This is a genomic window from Amycolatopsis sp. WAC 04182, from assembly GCF_003947465.1.
In the GTDB taxonomy this organism is placed as follows: domain Bacteria; phylum Actinomycetota; class Actinomycetes; order Mycobacteriales; family Pseudonocardiaceae; genus Amycolatopsis.
Genome location: NZ_QHJJ01000003.1, coordinates 820395 through 841151, shown reverse-complemented (window position 1 = coordinate 841151; position 20757 = coordinate 820395). Strand labels below are relative to the sequence as shown.

The 20757-nt window shown below is 68.8% G+C and carries 20 protein-coding genes; 13 read left to right on the top strand and 7 right to left on the bottom strand.

Annotation, left to right across the window (positions count from 1 at the left end; translation table 11 throughout):
- The first annotated feature begins 70 nt into the window (after positions 1 to 70).
- From DMH01_RS17580 to mptB, 5 genes are read left to right on the top strand one after another with little or no spacing between them, the layout of a single operon-like run.
- A complete protein-coding gene (locus tag DMH01_RS17580; protein WP_125678803.1) occupies positions 71 to 1855 on the top strand; it encodes an ABC transporter substrate-binding protein in 1785 nt (594 codons plus the stop codon).
- A gap of 7 nt (positions 1856 to 1862) precedes the next feature.
- On the top strand, positions 1863 to 2894 hold the full coding sequence (locus DMH01_RS17575; protein ID WP_125678049.1) for an ABC transporter permease: 1032 nt from the start codon (positions 1863 to 1865) through the stop codon (positions 2892 to 2894).
- Complete coding sequence (locus tag DMH01_RS17570) at positions 2891 to 3796, top strand: ABC transporter permease (RefSeq protein WP_125678047.1); 906 nt, start codon at positions 2891 to 2893, stop codon at positions 3794 to 3796. The genes DMH01_RS17575 and DMH01_RS17570 overlap by 4 nt, the downstream gene beginning before the upstream one ends.
- Complete coding sequence (nikE, locus tag DMH01_RS17565; protein ID WP_125678045.1) at positions 3793 to 5463, top strand: ABC transporter ATP-binding protein; 1671 nt, start codon at positions 3793 to 3795, stop codon at positions 5461 to 5463. Before DMH01_RS17570 ends, nikE begins: the two co-directional genes overlap by 4 nt.
- 14 nt (positions 5464 to 5477) lie before the next feature.
- Positions 5478 to 7040, top strand: coding sequence for a polyprenol phosphomannose-dependent alpha 1,6 mannosyltransferase MptB (gene mptB / locus DMH01_RS17560; protein ID WP_125678043.1), 1563 nt, complete (start codon positions 5478 to 5480; stop codon positions 7038 to 7040).
- Positions 7041 to 7603: 563 nt separating this feature from the next.
- Here mptB and DMH01_RS17555 read toward each other — a convergent pair.
- Genes DMH01_RS17555 through DMH01_RS17540 form a run of 4 tightly spaced genes read right to left on the bottom strand, consistent with a single transcriptional unit; the run spans position 7604 to position 11534 of the window.
- A complete protein-coding gene (locus DMH01_RS17555; protein ID WP_125678041.1) occupies positions 7604 to 8020 on the bottom strand; it encodes a TIGR03668 family PPOX class F420-dependent oxidoreductase in 417 nt (138 codons plus the stop codon).
- Between the two features lie 14 nt (positions 8021 to 8034).
- Positions 8035 to 8661, bottom strand: a complete 627-nt coding sequence (locus DMH01_RS17550) for a bifunctional 2-polyprenyl-6-hydroxyphenol methylase/3-demethylubiquinol 3-O-methyltransferase UbiG (RefSeq protein ID WP_125678039.1) — start codon at positions 8659 to 8661, stop codon at positions 8035 to 8037.
- Positions 8662 to 8709: 48 nt separating this feature from the next.
- Positions 8710 to 9597: an LD-carboxypeptidase gene (locus DMH01_RS17545; RefSeq protein WP_125678037.1), complete on the bottom strand. Its 888-nt coding sequence runs from the start codon at positions 9595 to 9597 to the stop codon at positions 8710 to 8712.
- On the bottom strand, positions 9594 to 11534 hold the full coding sequence (locus DMH01_RS17540; protein ID WP_125678035.1) for a prolyl oligopeptidase family serine peptidase: 1941 nt from the start codon (positions 11532 to 11534) through the stop codon (positions 9594 to 9596). Before DMH01_RS17540 ends, DMH01_RS17545 begins: the two co-directional genes overlap by 4 nt.
- 121 nt (positions 11535 to 11655) lie before the next feature.
- Between DMH01_RS17540 and DMH01_RS17535 the strand changes: the two genes are divergently transcribed.
- The 7 genes from DMH01_RS17535 to DMH01_RS17505 all read left to right on the top strand — a co-directional run bounded on the left by DMH01_RS17535 (position 11656) and on the right by DMH01_RS17505 (position 17245).
- Positions 11656 to 12231 (top strand): DUF3090 domain-containing protein, encoded by a 576-nt coding sequence (locus DMH01_RS17535; RefSeq protein WP_125678033.1) that lies wholly within the window; start codon positions 11656 to 11658, stop codon positions 12229 to 12231.
- A gap of 4 nt (positions 12232 to 12235) precedes the next feature.
- Positions 12236 to 13018 carry an SCO1664 family protein gene (locus DMH01_RS17530; protein ID WP_125678030.1) on the top strand — a complete coding sequence of 261 codons (783 nt, stop codon included), beginning with the start codon at positions 12236 to 12238 and terminating at the stop codon, positions 13016 to 13018.
- A complete protein-coding gene (locus DMH01_RS17525) occupies positions 13003 to 13896 on the top strand; it encodes an aminoglycoside phosphotransferase family protein (RefSeq protein WP_125678028.1) in 894 nt (297 codons plus the stop codon). The genes DMH01_RS17530 and DMH01_RS17525 overlap by 16 nt, the downstream gene beginning before the upstream one ends.
- Positions 13897 to 13946: 50 nt before the next feature.
- On the top strand, positions 13947 to 14762 hold the full coding sequence (locus DMH01_RS17520) for a DUF3097 domain-containing protein (protein ID WP_125678026.1): 816 nt from the start codon (positions 13947 to 13949) through the stop codon (positions 14760 to 14762).
- 95 nt (positions 14763 to 14857) lie between these two features.
- Positions 14858 to 15289 (top strand): NfeD family protein, encoded by a 432-nt coding sequence (locus DMH01_RS17515; protein WP_125678024.1) that lies wholly within the window; start codon positions 14858 to 14860, stop codon positions 15287 to 15289.
- A gap of 59 nt (positions 15290 to 15348) precedes the next feature.
- On the top strand, positions 15349 to 16674 hold the full coding sequence (locus tag DMH01_RS17510) for an SPFH domain-containing protein (protein WP_199745558.1): 1326 nt from the start codon (positions 15349 to 15351) through the stop codon (positions 16672 to 16674).
- A gap of 88 nt (positions 16675 to 16762) precedes the next feature.
- Positions 16763 to 17245, top strand: coding sequence for a pyridoxamine 5'-phosphate oxidase family protein (locus DMH01_RS17505; RefSeq protein WP_125678020.1), 483 nt, complete (start codon positions 16763 to 16765; stop codon positions 17243 to 17245).
- On the opposite strand, the gene DMH01_RS17500 is transcribed toward DMH01_RS17505, so the two are convergent.
- Genes DMH01_RS17500 through DMH01_RS17490 form a run of 3 tightly spaced genes read right to left on the bottom strand, consistent with a single transcriptional unit; the run spans position 17235 to position 19620 of the window.
- Positions 17235 to 17597, bottom strand: a complete 363-nt coding sequence (locus DMH01_RS17500) for a MerR family transcriptional regulator (RefSeq protein WP_125678018.1) — start codon at positions 17595 to 17597, stop codon at positions 17235 to 17237. The two genes, DMH01_RS17505 and DMH01_RS17500, sit on opposite strands and share 11 nt — an antisense overlap.
- A complete protein-coding gene (locus DMH01_RS17495; protein WP_125678016.1) occupies positions 17594 to 19042 on the bottom strand; it encodes a DHA2 family efflux MFS transporter permease subunit in 1449 nt (482 codons plus the stop codon). The genes DMH01_RS17500 and DMH01_RS17495 overlap by 4 nt, the downstream gene beginning before the upstream one ends.
- Complete coding sequence (locus DMH01_RS17490) at positions 19039 to 19620, bottom strand: NADPH-dependent FMN reductase (protein ID WP_125678014.1); 582 nt, start codon at positions 19618 to 19620, stop codon at positions 19039 to 19041. The genes DMH01_RS17495 and DMH01_RS17490 overlap by 4 nt, the downstream gene beginning before the upstream one ends.
- Before the next feature lie 120 nt (positions 19621 to 19740).
- On the opposite strand from DMH01_RS17490, the gene DMH01_RS17485 reads away from it, so the two are divergent.
- Positions 19741 to 20736: a hypothetical protein gene (locus DMH01_RS17485; RefSeq protein ID WP_125678012.1), complete on the top strand. Its 996-nt coding sequence runs from the start codon at positions 19741 to 19743 to the stop codon at positions 20734 to 20736.
- The last annotated feature ends 21 nt before the right edge of the window (positions 20737 to 20757 follow it).

The window sequence follows — 20757 nt, the reverse complement described above, 5'->3', positions numbered from 1 at the left end:
TACAGCGAGTTTCGATGGGGTGGTCTTCGTGCGCACAGAGCGTTTTCCCAGGCGACGGCGCGGTCTTCGCGTGGTCGCGGTCCTTGCCGCTTCGGCGGTCGCGACGGTGCCTTTCGTGCCCGCCGCGGCGGCGCAGCAGCAGGGCAAGGTGCTCCGGGTGGCGCTCACGACCGGCATCGACCACCTGAACCCCTTCACCGCGCAGCTGGCGGCGTCGACACAGGTCGGCCGGTTCAACTACGAGTTCCTGACCCTTCCCTCCGCCGAGGACACGCAGCCCACGGGCGGGATCGCGGAGTCGTGGAAGACCTCGGACGACAAGCTCACCTGGACCTTCGCCATCCGCCAGGGGATGAAGTGGTCCGACGGCAAGCCGATCACCGCGCAGGACCCCGCGTTCACCTTCCAGCGGATGCTCGACGACGAGAACGCCCGCACCGCGAACGGCAGCTACGTCACCAACTTCGCCTCGGTGTCGGCGCCGGACGACAAGACGCTGGTCATCAAGACCAAGGCCCCGCAGGCGACCATGACCGCGCTCGACGTCCCGATCGTGCCCAAGCACATCTGGGAGCCGATCAAGGATCTCAACGCCCCCTCGACCGACGAGATGGCCGTGGTCGGCGTCGGCAGCGGGCCGTATCTGCTGACCGAGTACAAGAAGAACGAGTTCGTGAAGTTCAAGGCGAACAAGGACTACTGGCGCGGGGCGCCGAAGGTCGACGAACTGCAGCTGCTGCAGTTCAAGGACGCCGAGGCCGCGGTCAACGCGCTGAAGCAGGGCGAGGTCGACGTCATCAACCGGCTCACGCCGACGCAGTTCGACGCGCTCAAGGGCGAAAAGAACATCACGACGAACAAGGCGCCGGGCCGCCGGTACAACGAGCTCATCATCAACTTCGGCGTCAAGAACGTCCTCGACCAGCCGATCGGTGACGGCAACCCGATCCTGAAGGACGTCCGCGTCCGCAAGGCGATCGCTCAGGCCATCGACACCGAGACCATCGTTCAGAAGGTGATGAACGGGTACGGCCAGCCCGGCGCCGGTGTCGTCCCGGCGATCTACAAGGCCTATACCTGGACCCCGTCGGACGCTGAGAAGACCAAGTTCGACATCGCGGCCGCGAACGCCACCCTCGACCAGGCCGGCTACGCCAAGGGCGCGGACGGCATCCGCGTCGCACCCGGCGGCGCGAAGCTGGAGTTCCGGCTTGCCGGTCACGCGAACCGGCCGTTCGACCAGCGTGTCGCGCAGTTCGTCAGCGGCTGGCTCAAGGACATCGGCATCGGTGTCAAACAGGAACTCGTCTCCGACGACGAGATGGACGACCGCACCACCGCAGGCAACTACGACCTCGCGATCTCCGGCTACGGCACCTCTCCCGACCCGGACTACGCCCTCAGCCTGAACACCTGCGCCGGCCGGCCGAACGCGGAGGGCAACGGCGGCAGCTCGTCGACGTTCTTCTGCGACCCGCGCTACGAAGACCTGTACAAGAGGCAGCTGACCGAGTTCGACCCGGCGAAGCGTGCCGAGCTCGTCAAGCAGGCGCAGGCCGTGCTGGCGGGGGAGTACGTCGACGTCGTCCTCGACTACGACAACGTGCTCGAGGCCTACCGGTCGGACAAGTTCTCGTCGTTCACCAAGCAGCCGCAGCCCGACGGCGCGATCCTCGAGCAGTCCGGCTACTGGGGCGTCTACGGCGCCACTCCGGCCGACGCGGCCGCGTCGGGTGCCGAGGAGAGCAGCAACACCGGATTGTGGATCGGCATCGGCGCGGTCGTGCTCGTGGTGCTCGTCGGCGGCGGCGTGCTGCTCGGGCGGCGCGGCAAGTCGGCGGACGACCGGGAGTAAGAGCGCGTTGACCGAAGCACTCAGTTCCCTCGAAAAGACCCCGGCGCTCGGCGATCCCGACGAGCGCCGGGGCGGGACCGGCACCGCCCGGTTCGTGCTCTCCAAGATCGGTGGCGCGCTGGCGAGCCTCGCGCTCGTCGTCGTGCTGGGGTTCTTCCTGTTCCGGACGCTGCCCGGCGATCCCGTGCGGTTCATGGTCCGCGACCGGCCGACCGATCCGAAGATGATGGCCGAGCTCCGCGCTCAGATGGGCGTGGACAAGCCGCTGCTGCAACAGTTCTGGGACTACCTCACCGGCCTGCTCCAGGGCGACATGGGGATCTCGTACCTGCAGCGGCGCCCCGTCTTCGACATGGTCAGTGAGCGGTTGTGGCCGACGATCCTGCTCGTCGGCAGTGCGACGGTGCTCGCGGTCGCGCTCGGCCTGTGGCTCGGCATCCGTGCGGGCTGGCGCCGGGGGAGCAGGTTCGACAAGGTCCAGACCGGGATCGCGCTGACCCTGTGGTCGGTCCCGCAGTTCTGGCTCGGGCTCATGCTGCTGGTGGCCACCAACGGCCTCTTTCCCAGCCGTGGCATGCATTCCCCGGATGTCGAGCCGGGCTTCTTCAGCGAAGGCCTCGACGTGCTCCACCATCTGGTGCTGCCGTGCGTGACCCTGCTGGTGGTGTTCTACGCGCAGTACATGCTGGTCATGCGTTCGTCGCTGATCGGCGAGATGAACTCGGACTACCTCACCACCGCGCGGGCCAAGGGCCTGCGCGACGACCTCGTCCGCAAGCGGCACGCCGTGCCCAACGCCCTGCTCCCGACGGTGACGCTGGTCTTCATGCAGTTCGGGATGGTCGTCTCCGGCGCGGTCTCGGTCGAGGCCGTGTTCAGCTGGCCGGGGCTCGGGCAACTGCTCTACGAAGCGCTCCGCGGACCTGATCTGCCTGTCCTGCAAGGCGTCTTCGTCACCCTCGCGGGTGCGGTGGTGCTGATGAACCTGCTCGCGGAGTTGCTCTACCGCGTGCTCGACCCCAGGGTGCGGACGGCATGACGACAGCGGAAAAACCCGGTTCGATCGTCTGGCGCCGCCGCCGCGAGTCGGTGGCGAAGCGCTGGCACGAGTTCACGACGAACAAGGCGGGCGTCTTCGGGCTGGCCTTCCTCGGTGTCATCACGCTGCTGGCGATTCTCGCGCCGGTGGTCTCGGACGAGTCCGGCCTCGACGTCACCAAGGCCGAGGGCACTTCGCTGGACCCGCCTAGCGGGGAGTTCTGGCTCGGTACCGACATCGACGGCCGTTCGGTGCTGCTGATGACGTTCTGGGGAGCGCGGATCTCGCTGCTCACCGGCTTTTCGGCGGCGTTCCTTTCGGTGCTGATCGGCACTCTCATCGGGATCGCGGCCGCGCATTTCGGCGGCTGGCTGTCCGGGCTGCTGCTGCGGTTCACGGACTTCTTCCTGGTGCTGCCGTCGCTCGTCCTCGCCGTGGCGCTCGCCTCGGTGCTGGATCAGGGCACGATGACGGTGATCATCGCCATCGGTGTCACCGCCTGGCCCAGTACCGCCCGCCTGGTCCGCGCCCAGACCCTCACGATCGAAGGCCGCCCGTACATCGAGCGCGCGAAAGCACTCGGCGGCGGTCACCTGCACATCGTCGGCAAGCACGTCCTACCCGGCGTCATGCCCCTCGTACTGGCCAACACCACGCTCGTCGTGGGCAACGCCGTCATCGCCGACGCGACGCTGGCGTTCCTCGGCGTCGGCAACCCGAACACCGTCTCCTGGGGAGCCATGCTGCAGACCGCCTTGAACAACGGCGCGATCAGCAAGGGCGCCTGGTGGAACCTGCTGCCGCCGGGTGTCGCGATCGTCGTGGTCGTCCTCGCCTTCACCCTCGTCGGACGCGCGCTGGAGACCGTGCTGAACCCGCGCCTGAAGGGACAGCACTCATGAGCCCCTTGCTGGAACTGAAGAACCTCGGCGTCACCTACGCCACCGGAAGCGGTGAGGTCGCCGCCGTCCGCGGCGTCGACCTGGTCCTCGAACCCGGCGACACCCTCGGGGTCGCGGGGGAGTCGGGGTCGGGGAAGTCGACGGTCGCGATGAGTGTGCTGCGGCTGCTCCCGCGGTCGGCGAAGGTCAGCGGGGAGATCCTGCTGGACGGCGAGGATGTCACGACCATGAAGTGGGGCAGGCTGCGCGCGGTGCGCTGGGCCGAGGCCTCGGTCGTGTTCCAGGGCGCGATGCATGCGCTCAACCCGGTCCGCCGGATCGGCGAGCAGATCGCCGAACCCCTCCGCCTGCACCCGCCCGGCGGCAAGGCCCTGTCGGACGGCGAGATCCAGGCCAAGGTCAAGGAACTGCTCGAACAGGTCGACCTTCCGCCCGGTCGCGCCGACGCGTATCCGCACGAACTGTCCGGTGGCCAGAAGCAACGCGTCATGATCGCGATGGCGCTGGCCTGTTCGCCGCGGCTGATCATCGCGGACGAGCCGACCACCGCGCTCGACGTCGTCGTCCAGGCGCAGGTGCTCGACCTGCTGGGCAGGCTGGTCTCCGAACAGGGGATCGGGCTGATCATGATCAGCCACGACCTGTCGGTGCTCGCCGCGACCTGCCGCCGGATCGCGGTGATGTACGACGGCGAGATCGTCGAGGAACGGCCGAGCGCCGAGCTCATGAGCGCGCCGCAGCACGAGCACAGCAAGGCGCTGGCGGCCGCGTTCCCGACCGTCGGCGACCCGGTGTCCCGCTTCGCGCCCGCGACCAGCACGCCGTTGCCACCGGAGCCCGAACGCAGTGGCGACCAGCCGGCGCTTCTGGAAGCCGAGGACCTGCGCGTCAGCTTCCGCGACCGCACCGGCAAGCGGATCAACGCCGTCGCCGGGGTGAGCCTCCAGGTGCGGAAGGACGAGATCGTCGCGCTCGTCGGCCAGTCCGGTTCTGGCAAGACGACACTCGCCCGGACGCTGCTGGGGCTGCAGAAACCCGACTCCGGAGCGGTGCGGTACGACGGCAAACCGGTCCCGCTCGGTGGTGCCGGGCTCAAGGCGTACCGGCGGCAGGTCCAGCTGGTGCTGCAGGACCCGACGAGTGCCCTGAACCCCAACCACACGGTGTACGAGGCCGTCGCGGAAGGCCCCCGCATCCACGGGATGGGCGCGAACGAGCACGAGATCGTCACGAAGGCCCTCGAAGCGGCCGAACTACGGCCCGCGGGGAAGTTCCTCGACCGGCTCCCGCACGAGCTGTCCGGCGGACAGCGGCAGCGGGTCGTCATCGCGGGCGCGCTCGCGCTGGATCCCGGCGTGATCGTCGCCGACGAACCGGTGGCCTCGCTCGACGCGTCGGTGCGAGGGGAGATCCTCGCGCTGTTGCTGCGCCTGCGGCGTGAACTGGGTCTCGCCGGGCTGGTGATCACCCACGACCTCGGGCTGGCCTGGAACATCGCCGACCGGGTCGCCGTGATGTATCGCGGGGAGCTGGTGGAAGTGGGTACCGTGGAGGAGGTCCTGCTGGACCCGAAACACGACTACACGAAGTCGTTGCTCGCCGCGCTGCCCGGTGGCACCGCGCGGGAAACACCCATTGCCGCGCACTCGCACAGGCGCGGTGTGTAACCTCCAATCTCGAAATGGCGACCACTACAGACCCCCAGCAGACGCCCTCGGCCGGCTCCCTCGGTGAGCGGCTCCGGGTGCCTTCCCGGTTCCCGTACCGCACCATCGCGATGGGAACCATCGGCAGCACGCTGCTGATGCTGGCGGCGCTCGGCGCCGGGGGAATCCTCATCCGTGACCCGATCCTGGGGCACGGGCCGCTGTCGTGGATCCGCTACGGCCATGGCCGCATCCTGGCCAACGTGATGCTCTACACGGGCTTCGCGCTGATCATCTGGGCGTGGGTCCGCCTTGGCCGCTACGCGCTCGCGGGCCGGATCGGCAGCCGTCCGATCGTCATCGCCGCCGCCTGCTGGATGGCGCCGCTGCTGGTCTCGCCGCCGCTGTTCACCCGCGACGTCTTCTCCTACCTCGCGCAGGGCGCGCAGCTGCTCAACGGGCTCGACCCGTACGCCAACGGCCCGGCCGAGCTGGCCGTGCTGCCGGACGTCGTGCAGAACGTCCACCCGCTGTGGCAGACCACGCCCGCGCCGTACGGCCCGCTGTTCCTGCTGGTCGCCAAGGGGATCGTCTCGGTCACCGGCAACGACATGATCGCCGGTGTCATCGCGACCCGGCTCGTGCTGATGATCGGCCTGGTCGGGATGCTGTGGTCGCTGCCGCGGCTGGTCAAGCACCTCGGCGGCAAGCTGCCGATCACGTTGTGGCTCGCCATCGCCAGCCCGATGACGGTGATCCACCTCGTCGGCGGACCGCACAACGACCTCCTGATGCTGGGCTTCCTCACCGTCGGCGTGCTGGCCGCGCTGGAGCGCAAGCACGTCGTCGCGATCGTCCTGGTCACCATCGGCATGCTGATCAAACCCACCGCGGCGTGGGCCCTGCCGTTCCTGGTCTGGGTGTGGGCGAACCACCTGCCCGGCGACCGGAAGGTGGTCAACTTCTTCCGCGCGGGCGCCGCGTCGGTCGGGATCTTCCTGCCGGTGTTCGTCGCGGGGACCTGGCTGTCGCTCGGCTCGGTCAACCTCGGCTGGCTGACCGGTCTCAAGGCGCCGACGCTGATCGCGAACTGGATGAACTTCCCGACCGGGATCGGCGAGATCTTCTACTCACTGGTGAACCTGGTGATCGACGTCGAGGTCTCGCCGTTCGTCACCGTGTTCCGGGCGATCGCGATGGTCGGCCTGTTCGTCTTCGCCGGCTGGCAGTGGTGGCTCGCCCGCGACGGCGGCTACCCGGCGATCCACCGGATGGCGATCGTGCTCCTGGCCGGCGCGATCGTCCCGCCGCCCTCGCTGCCGTGGTACCTGACCTGGGGTTTCGTCGTTCTTTCCGCGTTCGAATGGCGCCGCCGGAACCTCGCGGTCGTCGTCGCGGTGTCGGTGTTCGTGACGCTGGTCTACTACCCGACGGGGGAGCAGGCGCTGTACGACTGGTGGTTCATGGCCGGCGTCGTCGCGGCGAGCGTGTACGCCGCCGCTTCGCTGCTGCGGCCGGATCCGCTGGGGATCGTCGCCGCTTGGCGGGGGAAGCCGGTGGAGCAGTTCCTGCCTGCCGAGGCTCCTCGCTCCTCCTGATTTGGTGTCCGTGAAGGCGTCCTTGAGGGACTCTGGGTCCCTCAAGGAGGCCTTCACGGACTGGGAACTCAAAGTATGCGGCGTGCGTCAAGGTGTAATTCGCGTGATCAGGCGCGTAACTCGCGTGTCTGGAGGCGACACTCGCGAGTTACGCCGCTGATCACGCGAGTTACGCCTTCAAGCACGCGAGTGCGGCGTCACCGCACGCCTCGTGAGTGGTCAGGACGGTTAGAACGATCATTGCCACTCACGACCCCTTCACAAAACGTCCGAATCAGGCACCACTACCTGGAAAGTGTCCCCTGTGGACAGTCGAAAAGGTGTCAGGCCACGGTGACGGGCCCGTCGCCGTCACCCGAGTCATCACTTGAAACCCACCTGACCAGCGGATATGCGACTTTTGTCGGGACGCTAGCGCAAGGAAGGGGGCCTTCATGTACTTGGGCGTGAGGGGCTCGCTGCGGCTAGGCCCAGCGTTCCAGTCCGGCCATCAAAGTGTATAACGACCTATACAGCATGGCGACGGCCTTGTTGCCGTAAAACGGCAACAAGGCCAAAAAAGCTCAAGAAGAGCGCCACCCGCTCCACGAATGAACGAGCGTGGTCACCACGGCATGCGGGGGAGGCTGCGCCTCGTACTGCGGATACTTCTCCCGCAGAAGCCGAATGGGCAGCGTCTGCTCGTCGGGATCGGTCAGCACCCGGGCGACGCCGTCGGCCCGAGCCCACCACAGCTCGGCCCAGTCCTCGTCGTAATGGTCGGTCAGGAAACTGACCACCGGGTTCTCCGCGATGTTCTTCAGCCGTCGCAACGCCGTCGTGCTCTTGGGTTTGTGGTCGATCGCGAACGCCATCGAGTCGCCTTCGAGAACGAACGTCACCGGCACCACATGAGGCACGCCGTCCGAACCCGTCGTCGCCAACCTCGCTATCCGCTCGCCTTCGAACCGTGACCGTGCTTCGGCAGGCGTCATCCGCATGCCCGTGACGGTACCTAGCCCGAGCGTCGCACGCGGAGCACGTTGTCCGAACGGGTTCCGTGCTGTCCTTCGGGTCCGGGGAAGTCGTGGGTGATCAGATCCTGCCGCTCCACGGTCCATTCGCCGTCGGCCAGTGCCAGCGTTTCGAGGACTTCGGCCGTCGTCGGGAAGTGGACGTCCTTGTGTGGCGGCTCTTCCATCCATGTCGGCCAGCCCGCGTGGCCGGCGACCACCAGAGTGCCGCCTGGGGCGACGGCTTCCGCGGCGCGGCGGAGTGCCTTGTCCCGCTCGCCGTCCTCCGCGACGGGGGAGTGGAAGAACTGTGCCGAGACGAGGTCGAAGCGCCCCTCGGGGAACGACTTCGCCAGGTCGTGGCGCTCCCAGACGATGCCCTCGGCGCCGGCCTCGGCCGCGTGCCCGGCGGCGCGTTCGAGCGCGACCTCCGAGATGTCGACGGCGGTGACGCGCCAACCCTGTTGGGTGAGCCAGATGGCGTCGCCGCCCTCGCCGCAGCCGAGATCGAGCGCCGTCCCCGGCGTGAGCGCGGCGACCTCGTTCACCAGGATCGGGTTCGCCTTCCCGCTCCAGACCTGATCCTTGTCCCGATAGAAGTCTTCCCAGAACCGCTGTGTGGAATCCATGACCGCAAGATGCCTCCGCCTCGACCGGTTCCGCAAGTCCCGTTGCCGTTATGGCAAAATCAGGAGGGTGCCCGCGTCGGTGTCGAGGGTGGCCCGTGCGCCGAGGGGGATGGTCGGCGAGGCCGGGACGTGCCCGACGCCGAAGTCCCAGACGATCGGCACGCCGAGCGGGCCGAGGCGGTCGAGCATCAGGGCTCGGAGCGCCTCCGGATCACCGCAGGATTTCCACGAACCCAGCACGAACCCTCCAACCCCGTCGAGCCAGCCCGAACGCAGCAGCTGGGTCAGCATCCGGTCGATCCGGTAGGGGCTCTCGGTGACGTCCTCCAGCAGCACGAGCGCCTCACGTGCCGAGCCTTGCTCCGGTGTGCCGAGGCCCGATGTCAGGAGGGCGAGGTTGCCGCCGATGAGCGTCCCGGTCGCGGTGCCGGGCACCAGTGGCGACGCCGTCGGTGAGGCGATCAGCCGCACACTGTCCGGTTCGAACAACGACAGCCGCAGGTGTTCGGCGGCCACCGCGTCGAACAGGGTGGTCGCGGGCATGGGGGAGAAGAGCGTCTCCAGTCCCAAGTGGACGTTCACGGCCCGGTGCAGCGCCGTGACGTCGCTCGATCCGGCGAACGTCTTGGGCCCGGCCGCCTTCAGGGCCGTCCAGTCGAGCAGGTCGAGCATCCGCTGCGATCCGTAGCCGCCCCGGGCGGCGAGGACGCAGGTGACTCCCGGGTCCAGCCAGGCTCGGGTGAACTCGGCGGCCCGCGCCTCGTCGGAAGCGGACAGATAACCGGCGGCGGTCGCGCGGACGCAGTCACCGACGTGGACTTCGACGCCCCAGCCGCGAAGCACCGGCAGTGCCTTCTCGACGAGGTCCGGTGGGACAGGCCCCGCCGGGGCGACCAGGGCGATCGTGTCACCCGGGCGCGTCTTCGGTGGCCTCATCGGCTCAGCCGGAGCTTCGGCACGCCGGGTGTCTCGAAGCCGAGGACCTGACCGTAGAACGACAACTCCGCTTCGAGCGCGGCCACGATCGTCTCCGCCTTCCGGAAACCGTGCTGCTCGCCCTCGAACCTCAGGTAGGCGTGCTCGATGCCGCGCCCTTCGAGCCCGGCCACGAACCGGTCCGCCTGCTCGGGCGGGCAGATTTCGTCCTCCAGCCCCTGCAGGAACAGCAGCGGGCCGGCGAGGGTGCCCGCGTTGTTGATCGGCGACCGGTCCCGGTAGCGCTGCGCGGTCTCCGGCAGCGGGCCGATCAGCCCGTCGAGGTAGCGGGACTCGAAGTCGTGCGTCTCGCCGCCGTCGCCGGTCCACTGCGTGAGGTCGAGGATCGGGTACATCACGGTGCCCGCGCGGTAGGTCGTGGTGGTGGTCAGCGAGGCGGCGGAGGTGTACCCGCCGGCGCTGCCGCCGCGGATGGCGAGCCTGTCGCCGTCGACGGTGCCTTCGGCGGCGAGGGCTTCGGCGACGGTGACACAGTCGGCGACGTCGACGATGCCCCACTGTTCCCGCAGTCGTTCGCGATAGGCCCGTCCGTAGCCGGTGGAGCCGCCGTAGTTGACCGTGACGACGGCGATGCCGCGGCTGGTGAAGTAGGCGATCTCGTAGTCGAGCACCGCGCTGTCCCGGCCCGTCGGCCCGCCGTGCGGGTAGACGAGCAGCGGCGGCAGTTCCCCGTCCGGCGCGGCGAAGTCGGCGTTCGCGGGAAGGTAGACGAAGGCCGGGATCCGGTCGCCCTCGTCGGTTTTGAAGGTCCGTTCGACGGGCGTCGAGAGGTAGGCGACCGACGGAGGTTCAGGTGCCGAAGCGAGTTCGGTCACCGTCCCGTCGTCGAGGCCGACTTTCACGACGGCACCTTCTCGCTTAGGGCCCGCCGCGACGCCGACGATGGCGCCTTCGTGGACGGCGAAACCGTTGGTGGACCACGCGGTCAGGTCGGTGGCGGCCGCCACCGGGGTCACTTCCCGCTTCGCTTCGTCGAGGACGGCGAGCCTGCCCGACGCGATGACGGCGAACCTGCCGTCGCCGAGCGGGGTGAACCAGCGCGTGCCGAGTTTCCACTGCGCGCCGCCGATCTCCTGTTCGGCCGGGGCCAGGTTCGTGATGCCGCCGTCGAGTCCGACGCGGTGCAGGTTCCACCAGCCGTCCGGGTCGAGCAACGCCAGGAGGCTGTCCGCCGTCTCCCATTCGACCTGGCAGACGGAGATGTCGGCCGCGCCGGCGAGCACCCGGTGGGGTCCGAATTTCCCGTCCTCGTCGAGTTCGGCGACGCACAGTTCGGTGCCGTCCCAAGGCATCGCGGGGTGGTTCCAGCCGATCCACGCCGCGTGCGTGCCGTCGGGGGAAAGCTGCGGCGCGGTGAGGAAGTGATGGCTCGCCGTCAGGACCCGTTCCTGGCCGCCGTCGAGGGGAACCGCGATGAGATCCCGGGCGATGTCGACGCGGCGGGGGCCGGTGCTGCGCTCGCGGACCAGCCACACTTCGCCGGTGCGGCCGGGCCGGAGGTCGCTGTAGCGGATCTGGTGCCGGGTCGCCGGTTCCGGGGTCAGCGGGGTCGTCTCGCCGGTGGTCAGGTCGCGGCGGTAGACGCGCTGATCCGCCCAGTGGGTGAAGACCAGGACGTCGCCGAGGACGAGCCAGGGGCGGCCGCCGTATTCGTGGACCCGGTTCCGGACGCTCCACGGAGCGGGAAGGACGTCTTCGACCGTGCCGTCGGCGCGGGACCGCACGAGGGTCACGCGGCCGCCTTCACCGGTTCTCGCTTCGGCCCACCAGACCTCGTCGTCCACGGTATCGAGCCATTGCGCGCTGACTCCCGAGGCCGCGACAGCGGCGGCCGACAGGGGAGACGTCCAGGTGCCGTAAGGGGCGATCTCAACCACGGTTGAAGACTAGGTTCGGCCCTTTGCCCATGACGGCCCGGGGCGCGGCGGTTTCGCCCTGGGCTGAACCTTGGGGCGGCGGATGCCGATCATGGGGCCGTGGCCTAGTGTCAAAGGTGCCATGTCTCGCGTAATCCACGTCTTCCGCCAGCCCGACCGGTTCGTCGCAGGAACCGTCGGTGAGCCCGGCGACCGCACGTTCTATCTCCAGGCGTCCGAGGACGTCCGCACGATCAGTGTGACGATCGAAAAACAGCAGGTGGTGGTCTTGGCCGAGAGGCTCGGCTCGCTGCTGGAAGAGGTCGCCAGCCGATTCGGCGCGGACGTACCGGACGACGCGCCCGACGAGTTGCTCGACGTCGACCCCCTGACCGTTCCGGTCGAGGAGGAGTTCCGCGTCGGCACGATGGGTCTCGGCTGGGACGCCGAGAGCAGTGCCGTCGTCATCGAGCTGCTCGCGATGACGGAGGGTGAGGTGGACGAAACGGTCGTTCTGGACGACACCGAAGAGGGGCCGGACGCCGTGCGCGTCTTCCTGAGCCCTGGCGCGGCGCGCGCGTTCGCGGAGCGAGCGGACCGCGTGGTCAACGCCGGCCGCAAGCCGTGCCCGCTGTGCGCGGAGCCGCTCGACCCGGCGGGTCACATCTGCCCGCGCCAGAACGGGTACCGGCGCGACGTCGACGTCCTCGAGGACTGACGCGGTGGAGGAGTCTTCGCGGGAGCTGGTGACGCGCGGCAAGATCGACGTCGAAGGCAGGCTCGTCGACGCCTCCAACGTCACGCTCTTCTGCACGATCGAGCTCGACGGCGTCACCGGGAACGTCGTGTACAAGCCGGTTTCCGGTGAGCGGCCGCTGTGGGACTTCCCGGACGGGACGCTAGCGGGCCGCGAGGTCGCGACGGCCATGGTCGCCGATGCGTCGGGGCTGGGCGCGATCCCGCCCACGGTGCTGCGCGACGGGCCGTTCGGGCCCGGCATGGTGCAGCTGTGGATCGAGACCACCGAAGAGGAACTCGTCGACGTCCGGTCACCGGAGAGCCTGCCGGAGGACTGGCGTGTGGTGCTGCACGCGCACGATCGCGACGGCGAACCCGCGGTGCTCGCGCACGCGGACCGGCAGGGCATGCGGGAGCTGGCCGTGCTCGACATCGTGGTCAACAACACCGACCGTAAGGGCGGCCATGTGCTCGCCGGTGCGGACGGCCGGGTCTACGGGGTGGATCACGGGATCTGCCTGCACACCGATCCGAAGTTGCGGACGGTGCTCTGGGGCTGGATCGGCGAGCGGCTGACCGATGCCGAGGTCGGCAAGCTGCGCGGTCTTCGCGAGCGGCTGGACGGGGAACTCGGGGACGCGCTCGGAGAGCACCTCACCGGCTTCGAGATCCGCGCGCTGGCCGAGCGTACTGAACTGCTTCTGGCCGAAGGTGTCTTTCCGGAGCCTGGCGACGACTGGCGCGCCATCCCGTGGCCGCTGTTCTGATCGACGACGAGGCGCGTGCGCGCCTGATCGCGCGATTCGGCGAGGACGTCGCGACGTGGTGTGACGAGCTGCCCGCTCTGGTGGAGCGGCTGGCCGCTCGGTGGGGTCTCACCGTCGTCGACGCGAAACCGGGCAACACCGGCCGGACCCTGATCTGCGAGGGGGACGACGGCCTGACGAAGGTCCTCAAGCTGACCCCGGATCACACGATCGCCGCATCGGAAGCCGCGGCATTGCGGGCGTGGGACGGCTGTTCGCGGGTCGTGCAGGTGCTCGACACGGAACTCGCCGCCGGGGCGATTCTGCTGGAGGGCATCGAGCCGGGCACGCAGCTGCTGGAGGCGGGGGCGAACGTCCCGTGGGCAGAGGTCGGCGATCTGCTGGACCAGATCCACTCGGTGAACCCGCCTCCGGATTTCCCGCCGCTGGAAGACCGAGTCGTCTTCATGTACCGGCTCGCCGAGCGCGGGCTGCGCGGCTCGGTGGCCGAGGCCACGCTGTCGCTGGAGACCCTCGATCGCGCGCGGCTGCGGGCACTCGAACTCGCGACCGGCGGGGGAGGGCACGCGATCGTGCACGGGGACCTGCATCCGGGCAATGTCCTCGACGGCGGTCCCGGGCGGGGAGCGGTCGCGATCGACCCGCGGCCGAGTGTCGGCGATCCGTCCTTCGATCTGGCCGACTGGGTCACGTTGCCGATGCGCGACGGCGGAACGCTCGAAGACGGCTTCGACGCGATCGCGCCGCATCTGCCGGGTTTCGACGCCGGACGGGTGCGCGCGTGGTGTGTCGCGCTCGCGCCGCTGTTCGTGATGCGCCCGCTGGAGCGGGGCGAGCGGACTCCGTTCGTCGAGGCGATGCTGCTCATGGCCGCCTGACCGGCGTGGCGGAGAGACGACGGCCCCGGGCACCGATAGCGTCGTCGGCCGTGCGCTCCCATTCGTACGACGACGTGCTGTCCGGCCCGCGCAAGCGGAAGATCCCCGAGGTGCCCGCGGAGCCGGGGCTCGTGGTCGAAGACCCGGCCAGCGGCTACTGCGGTGCCGTGGTGAAGATCGAGTACGGCAACGTCGTCCTCGAAGACCGGCACGGCAAGCACCGTGTCTTCCCGCTGAATCCCGCGGGTTTCCTGCTCGAGGGCAAACCGGTCACGCTGGTGCCGTCGAAGGTCGCCCCGAAAGCCCCGGCACGGCGGATCTCCGCGTCCGGGTCGGTCCAGGTCCAGGGGCTCAAGGCGCGGGTCGCCCGCGATTCGCGCATTTGGGTGGAGGGCAAGCACGACGCCGAACTCGTCGAACGGGTCTGGGGTCACGACCTGCGGGTCGAAGGCGTGGTGGTCGAACCACTCGATGGGGTGGACGTTCTGTCCGACCGCATCGACGAGTTCGGCACCGGGCCCGGCCGCCGCCTCGGGGTGCTGGTCGACCACCTGGTCGCGGGCAGCAAGGAGTCGCGGATCGTCGACGCGATCCGCGACGAGAACGTGCTGATCACCGGGCATCCGTACATCGACATCTGGGAAGCCGTGAAGCCGTCGGTCGTCGGTATTCGCGCCTGGCCGAAGATCCCGCGTGGCACGGAGTGGAAACAGGGCGTCTGCGACGCGCTCGGCTGGGGCGAGCCGTGGGAGGGCTGGCAGCGGATCCTGGCGGCGGTCGGCAGCTACCGGGATCTGGAAACGCCGCTGATCGGAGCGGTGGAGCGGCTCATCGACTTCGTCTCGGACCCGGGCGAAGAGTCCTGAATGCCCGGTTTGCGAGAGGTCACTCAAGGTCACGCGTCGGTCACGTCGGTTTCGCTTCTTCGGTATGAATCGGCGCGATCTGGGAGCATGAACGCATGACAGGCGCTCTCATCTGGCTGATCGCCGGCATCCTCTTGATCATCGCCGAGCTCCTCTCGGGTGATCTGTTCCTGCTCATGGTCGGGGTCGGAGCCCTGTTCGGGGCGGGCTCGGCCGCCTTGACCGGGAACCCGTTCATCGACGTCGCGGTGTTCGCCGTCGCCTCGGTCGGGATGCTCGTCCTCGTCCGGCCGACCCTCAAACGCCGGTTCCTCGCGGGGCCGGACATCAAGACCAACACCGACGCGCTGATCGGCGCGCGGGCGGTAGTACTGTCCACAGTGGACGGCGATGCGGGCCAGGTGAAGCTGGCCGGTGACGTCTGGTCGGCACGGTGCATGACCGACGGGGAATCGATCGCCCCGGGGACATCGGTGACGGTCGTCGAGATCTCGGGCGCCACGGCGGTCGTCTCGGCCGAGCTGTGAGCCGGACGGCCGCACCGCAACAGGGTTTCTACGTAAGGGGAAGGTAGTTGTCAGAGACAGTGGTGTTCATCGTCGTCGGACTGCTCGCGTTGTTCGTGGTCGTCGTCGTGGTCAAGGCGATCATGGTGGTGCCGCAGGCGCAGTCCGCTGTGATCGAACGGCTGGGCCGGTTCCGGACGGTGGCTTCTCCCGGCCTGACGTTTCTGGTGCCCTTCCTGGACAAGGTCCGGGCGCGGATCGACCTCCGCGAGCAGGTCGTGTCGTTCCCGCCCCAACCCGTGATCACCGAGGACAACCTGACGGTGTCCATCGACACGGTCGTGTACTTCCAGGTCACCGACTCGCGGGCCGCGGTCTACGAGATCTCGAACTACATCGTCGGTGTCGAGCAGCTGACCACCACGACCCTGCGTAACGTCGTCGGTGGCATGAGCCTCGAACAGACGCTGACCTCGCGTGACTCGATCAACAGCCAGCTGCGTGGCGTGCTCGACGAGGCCACCGGCCGCTGGGGTATCCGCGTCGCGCGTGTCGAGCTGAAGGCGATCGACCCGCCGCCCTCCATCCAGGACTCGATGGAGAAGCAGATGCGCGCCGACCGTGAGAAGCGCGCGATGATCCTGACCGCCGAAGGTCAGCGTGAATCGGCGATCAAGACCGCGGAAGGTCAGAAGCAGAGCCAGATCCTCGCGGCCGAAGGCGCCAAGCAGGCCGCGATCCTGGGCGCGGAGGCCGAGCGGCAGTCGCGGATCCTGCGGGCGCAGGGTGAACGTGCCGCCCGGTACCTGCAGGCGCAGGGGCAGGCGAAGGCCATCGAGAAGGTCTTCGCGGCGATCAAGGCCGGGCGTCCCACGCCCGAGGTCCTGGCATACCAGTACCTGCAGACCCTGCCGCAGCTGGCGCAGGGCGACGCGAACAAGGTCTGGATGATCCCGAGCGACTACGGCAAGGCCCTGGAGGGCTTCGCACGTGCGCTCGGCGCACCCGGCGACGACGGCGTGTTCCGCTACGAGCCGCCGAAGGAAGACCCGGTCGAGAAGCCGGACCTGGAGGACGAAGAGGTCCAGGGCTGGTTCGACACCTCCAGCGACCCGAAGGTCGCCGAGGCCGTCGCGGCCGCGGAAGCCGTGGCGCGCAAGGAGGTCCCGGCGCTGGGTGTCGCGACGCCGCGACAGGAGCCGCCCGCTCCGCGCCAGGTCCCCAAGGCCGAGCCGGAGGCCGCCCCGGAGCCGCCGCCGGCCTCGCGGTTGCCGCAGGCGCAGCCGCCCGCCGGTCCGCAGGGTGGCCCGTACCAGGGGCCGCCGTCGCAGGGGCCGGGCAGTGGCCCGTTCCCGCAGCAGGGGCCGTTCGGTGGTCCGCAGGGTGGTCCGCCGCCGCAGCGCTGACCGGAGAAGCGAGAGAGGGCCGTCCCGTTCGGGGCGGCCCTCTTTGTTCGCTGGACCTCGATCGCGGTCGAGAGTGCAGGGTGACGTCATGGACTCATCCGGTTTCGCGATACAGGATTTTCTCGACGAACCGCGCCTGGCGGCCAGCGTCGCCACCACCACCGGCCGCGGGAATCCGGCCTTGGCGATGATGTGGTTCGTGGCCGAGGAGAGCCGGTTGTGGTTCCACACCCCGGTGTCCGACGGACGGCCGTCGCCGTTCTTGGCCGCGGCCCGCGGCAATCGCGAGGTCGCGGTCATGGTCGCGACCTTCGATCCGCCCGACGACGTCCGTCAGGTCCGGATGACCGGCCCGGCGAGACTGGAAGTCAAGGATGTGTCCCGCATCCGCCGCATCTACGAGCGCTACATCCCCGCCTGGTCGGCGGAATGGGCGGAGCACGCCGCGTCGCCTGACGCGCGGATGTGGTCGATGTCCCCTGACCGGGGTATGGCCGTGGCCTACCCCGGTCTCGAGAACCGTCCCGTGTTCCGCTGGTCGAACGCGGCGGACGGGCCGTTCAGCCCCTGATGAACGCGAGCGTCCGGTATTCGTCGACCACCGAGGTGAGCTTGGCGATCCGGGCCTGCCCGGCGTCGATCAGCCGTTGTCCCGCGCGGGTCCACTTTTCGAGATCGGCGGACATCGGCGGGATCTCGGCCAGGATCTCCGCGCTTTCGGCGAGGCTGAGCCCGACCCGCTGGGCGGCGACCGCGAGCCGGATCCGGCAGATGGCGTCGATGGTGAACCGGCGCGCGTTGCCGGCGGTGCGTTCGGCGGTGATGATGCGGTAGCGCTCGTAGTATCGGACGGCGTTCGCCGAGACCCCGGCCCTGTTCGCGACCTCGCTGACGGTCAGCTGGGATCGTGTCGACGTCGTCATGCCGAGCTCCCTACCGTGATGGGTTCCGCTGCCGGGGCGGGTTTCGTCCTGAGCCTGACCACCAGGGCGAGCACCATGACCGCGAGGACTCCGACGAGAGTCAGGCGATACGCGTCGACGATCTCCCCGGTGAGCCCCGAGCCCGCCGCCGGATCGCTCAGCGCGGCGAGTCCCTGCCCCGCGGTGGCGGCCGCGATCAGGCCGGTGAACACCCCGCTCACCACCGCCGTGCCGACCGCGCTCGCGATGGTGCTGGACAAGGGAAGGATCGCGGAACCGGACGCGAGGTCCGGGCCGTTCAGGTGCCGGCCCGCGCTCACGATGGTGGGCAGCATGATCGCTCCCGTGCCCGCACCTTGGAGCACTCCCAAGAGCGCCAGCACCGTGTAGGGCGTGTCCGGCGTGAGGACGAGGACGGTCAGAGCGGTCGAGATGATCGCCAGGCTCAGCCCGGTCCCGACGACGATCCTTGGGCCGAAGCGTTCCAGTACGCGGGCTGCGAATTGGATGGTGAGGCCCATCCCGATCGTGCTCGGCACCATCATCAGCGCGCTGACCATGGCCGAATCGCCGCGCATCACCTGAATGTAGGCGGGCATCAGCAGCATCGAGCCGAAGTACGGCCCGGCGTACAGGACGAGGATCGCGGCGTTACGCCCGAACGTGCGGTCGCGCAGAAGCCGGACGTTCAGCAGCGGCGCGTGATGATGCCACGACCTTCGGATGAACACGGCCATGAGCGCCAGTCCGGCGGCGACGATGATCGCCCGGACGTCCATGCCGAGCGTCTCTTCGCTGAATCCGTACGCCACCGCGACCACACCGGGGACGAGCAGCAGTCCACCGGCGAAATCGATCGGAGCGCGTTCGGCCGACGGGACGTCGGCGGGCACCCAGCGCAGCACTCCGATGACGCCGAGCAGGGCGGGCGGAACGGTGATGAAGAACAGCGCCCGCCACGACAGGCTGTCCAGCAGGAGCCCGCCGAGCATCGGGCCGAGGATCGGCCCGATCAGCAAGGGCAGACCGGTGATCGTGGTCATCCGGCTCCGGCGTTCCGGGGCCACCGAGCCGAAACCGATGGTCATCCCCAGCGGATTGATGAGCCCGCCGGCGAGGCCCTGCACCGCCCGTGCGGCGATCAGCCAGCCCAGATCACCGGCGGCGCCGGCGGCCGCGGACGCCACCGCGAACACGAGCAGCGCGGCCAGGTACACCCGGCGCGCTCCCCAGCGTTGCGCGAAGGTCGCCGCCAGCGGCATCGCCGCGACCATGCCGAGCGCGTAAGCGGTCGCGATCCACTGGATCGTGGTGAGCGACGCGGAGAACGTCGTCATGAACCGCGGCAGCGCGACGGCGACGATCGTGGTGTCGAGAACGGCCATCAACCCGCCGAGCGCGATCACCGAGGCGATGCGCAGTTCTTGTCCGGTCAGGCGGTTCATGCCGCACTCGCCTGAGTCGCGACGCGTCCGGCGCGCAGGGTGCGGGCCCACCAGCCCAGTTCGGTCATCGTCGCGGCCAGCGCGCCGCGCTCGCCCTCGGTGCCTTCGTACCCGTTCGGGCCCAGGCGGGTCCACGGAGCGTTCAGCAGCACCGCGTCCCGGATCGTGGTGGCCCGCAGTTCGGGGAAGATCAGCCGCAGCTGCTCGATCGCGCGGATACCGCCCGAACCGGCGCCGTAGCCGACGAACGCGACAGGCTTGTACGCCCACTCGGTGAAGTGCCAGTCGATCGCGTTCTTCAGTGCCGCCGGGAAACTGTGGTTGTACTCCGGGGTGACGACGAGGTAGGCGTCGGCCGCGCGCAGCCTGTCGCTGATCACCGTCTCGGTGCCGCCGGGCTGCGTTCCCTGCAAGGGCAGATCGATGTCGGCGAGGTCGATGGGATCGACCTCCAGCCCGTCGATCGTGGCGAGTTCGGTCAGCAGCCAGCCCGTGATGGCGTCGGCGAAGCGTTCGTGCCGGACACTGCCGATGATCACGGCGAGGCGAAGGGGCCGGGTGGTGTTTTCTGAGGTCATGCCGAAGACGCTAAAAGCTCGTCCATAGGTGAACTCAAGCTCTTGCGGCCCTGGTCACGAACCCTAGACCTCTATTTAAGTAGAGGTTGTAGGGGTGGGTTTTGTGGTAAGCCTTCAGACATGGACGACTTCGGCGATGACCCGGATGACCTGGCCGAATGGGGACTGCACTGCTTCTGCCTCGGCGCGCGAAGCACTCCGCATCACGTTGTGAGGATGGACGACAACGGCCGTCTGCTTTTTCGCGCACGCCTGGGCGTCAGTCGTGCGGAACTGCGAACAGAGGGCATCGATCCGCTGGACAGTCAGCTTGCGCTATTGCAGGCGTACCGCCTCATTTCCGTCGAGGGCGACCGCCTGGTGACCACGTTTCCGGTACTCGGCTCCGAGGAGACGGCCGGATTGCGCGCCCGAACGGCAGAGCTCGCCGACGCGATCGTGCCGGGAATCGCGGGCGATGTCTCCGCGCTCACCGACGTCCTGGCAGGCCGGGGGCTGGCACAGTGCGGCTACGGGGTGCTCTTCGGCCACGTGATCGATGGGCTCGTCTGGGATCGTCTCCGGGCGGACGGCTTGCTTCCTTCCACGGAGCTGAGTATCGAGCGTCCCTACTGGAATGGTGCCTTCTGGGCGGTTCATCCACCACGTGCGAGTGCGATGGGTACCAACGAAGTGGAGGAATCCGGAGTCAGGTTGACGATGGTCTGGACTGAGCCGACGGTGCGGGCCTTGAATCGGCTGGCCGAGTCGGACGCTCTGCGGCCGTCGCTGCGCGCGGTTTCTCGGGGCGGTGCCCCGCGCGAACCCCTCGTGACGAAGGACGGGCATGTGTGGACGCTCATCGGCGAGAGCGGGAAGCCGGCGATTCCGATCATCAGGCGGACGGCCGCGGATCCCCTTCACGAGATCGGCCTCCGGATCGCAGCGAAGATCGTTTCCGCGCTGCCGAAGGACCTTCGTGACGATGGCGTGGTCCTGGCGACCCACGAGTTGATCTGGGACCTCATGGGCGCCCTGGAGACAGCCGGCTTCATTCGGCGGCCAGAGGTGTTGGACGACCCGAACGCAACCTCCGACGCTCTGGGGGTGCAAATGTTCCTTTCCGTCGACGATTGACATGTAGGAAAAATCCTACGT

What these genes read in the sequence shown, in the direction of transcription:
- DMH01_RS17485 (WP_125678012.1), top strand. Translation starts at nt 19,741, where the DNA reads ATGGACGACTTCGGCGATGACCCGGATGACCTGGCCGAATGGGGACTG.
- DMH01_RS17495 (WP_125678016.1), bottom strand. Translation starts at nt 19,042, where the DNA reads ATGAACCGCCTGACCGGACAAGAACTGCGCATCGCCTCGGTGATCGCG.
- DMH01_RS17545 (WP_125678037.1), bottom strand. Translation starts at nt 9,597, where the DNA reads ATGAGGCCACCGAAGACGCGCCCGGGTGACACGATCGCCCTGGTCGCC.
- DMH01_RS17535 (WP_125678033.1), top strand. Translation starts at nt 11,656, where the DNA reads ATGTCTCGCGTAATCCACGTCTTCCGCCAGCCCGACCGGTTCGTCGCA.
- DMH01_RS17550 (WP_125678039.1), bottom strand. Translation starts at nt 8,661, where the DNA reads ATGGATTCCACACAGCGGTTCTGGGAAGACTTCTATCGGGACAAGGAT.
- DMH01_RS17570 (WP_125678047.1), top strand. Translation starts at nt 2,891, where the DNA reads ATGACGACAGCGGAAAAACCCGGTTCGATCGTCTGGCGCCGCCGCCGC.
- nikE (WP_125678045.1), top strand. Translation starts at nt 3,793, where the DNA reads ATGAGCCCCTTGCTGGAACTGAAGAACCTCGGCGTCACCTACGCCACC.
- mptB (WP_125678043.1), top strand. Translation starts at nt 5,478, where the DNA reads ATGGCGACCACTACAGACCCCCAGCAGACGCCCTCGGCCGGCTCCCTC.
- DMH01_RS17490 (WP_125678014.1), bottom strand. Translation starts at nt 19,620, where the DNA reads ATGACCTCAGAAAACACCACCCGGCCCCTTCGCCTCGCCGTGATCATC.
- DMH01_RS17505 (WP_125678020.1), top strand. Translation starts at nt 16,763, where the DNA reads ATGGACTCATCCGGTTTCGCGATACAGGATTTTCTCGACGAACCGCGC.
- DMH01_RS17500 (WP_125678018.1), bottom strand. Translation starts at nt 17,597, where the DNA reads ATGACGACGTCGACACGATCCCAGCTGACCGTCAGCGAGGTCGCGAAC.
- DMH01_RS17515 (WP_125678024.1), top strand. Translation starts at nt 14,858, where the DNA reads ATGACAGGCGCTCTCATCTGGCTGATCGCCGGCATCCTCTTGATCATC.
- DMH01_RS17555 (WP_125678041.1), bottom strand. Translation starts at nt 8,020, where the DNA reads ATGCGGATGACGCCTGCCGAAGCACGGTCACGGTTCGAAGGCGAGCGG.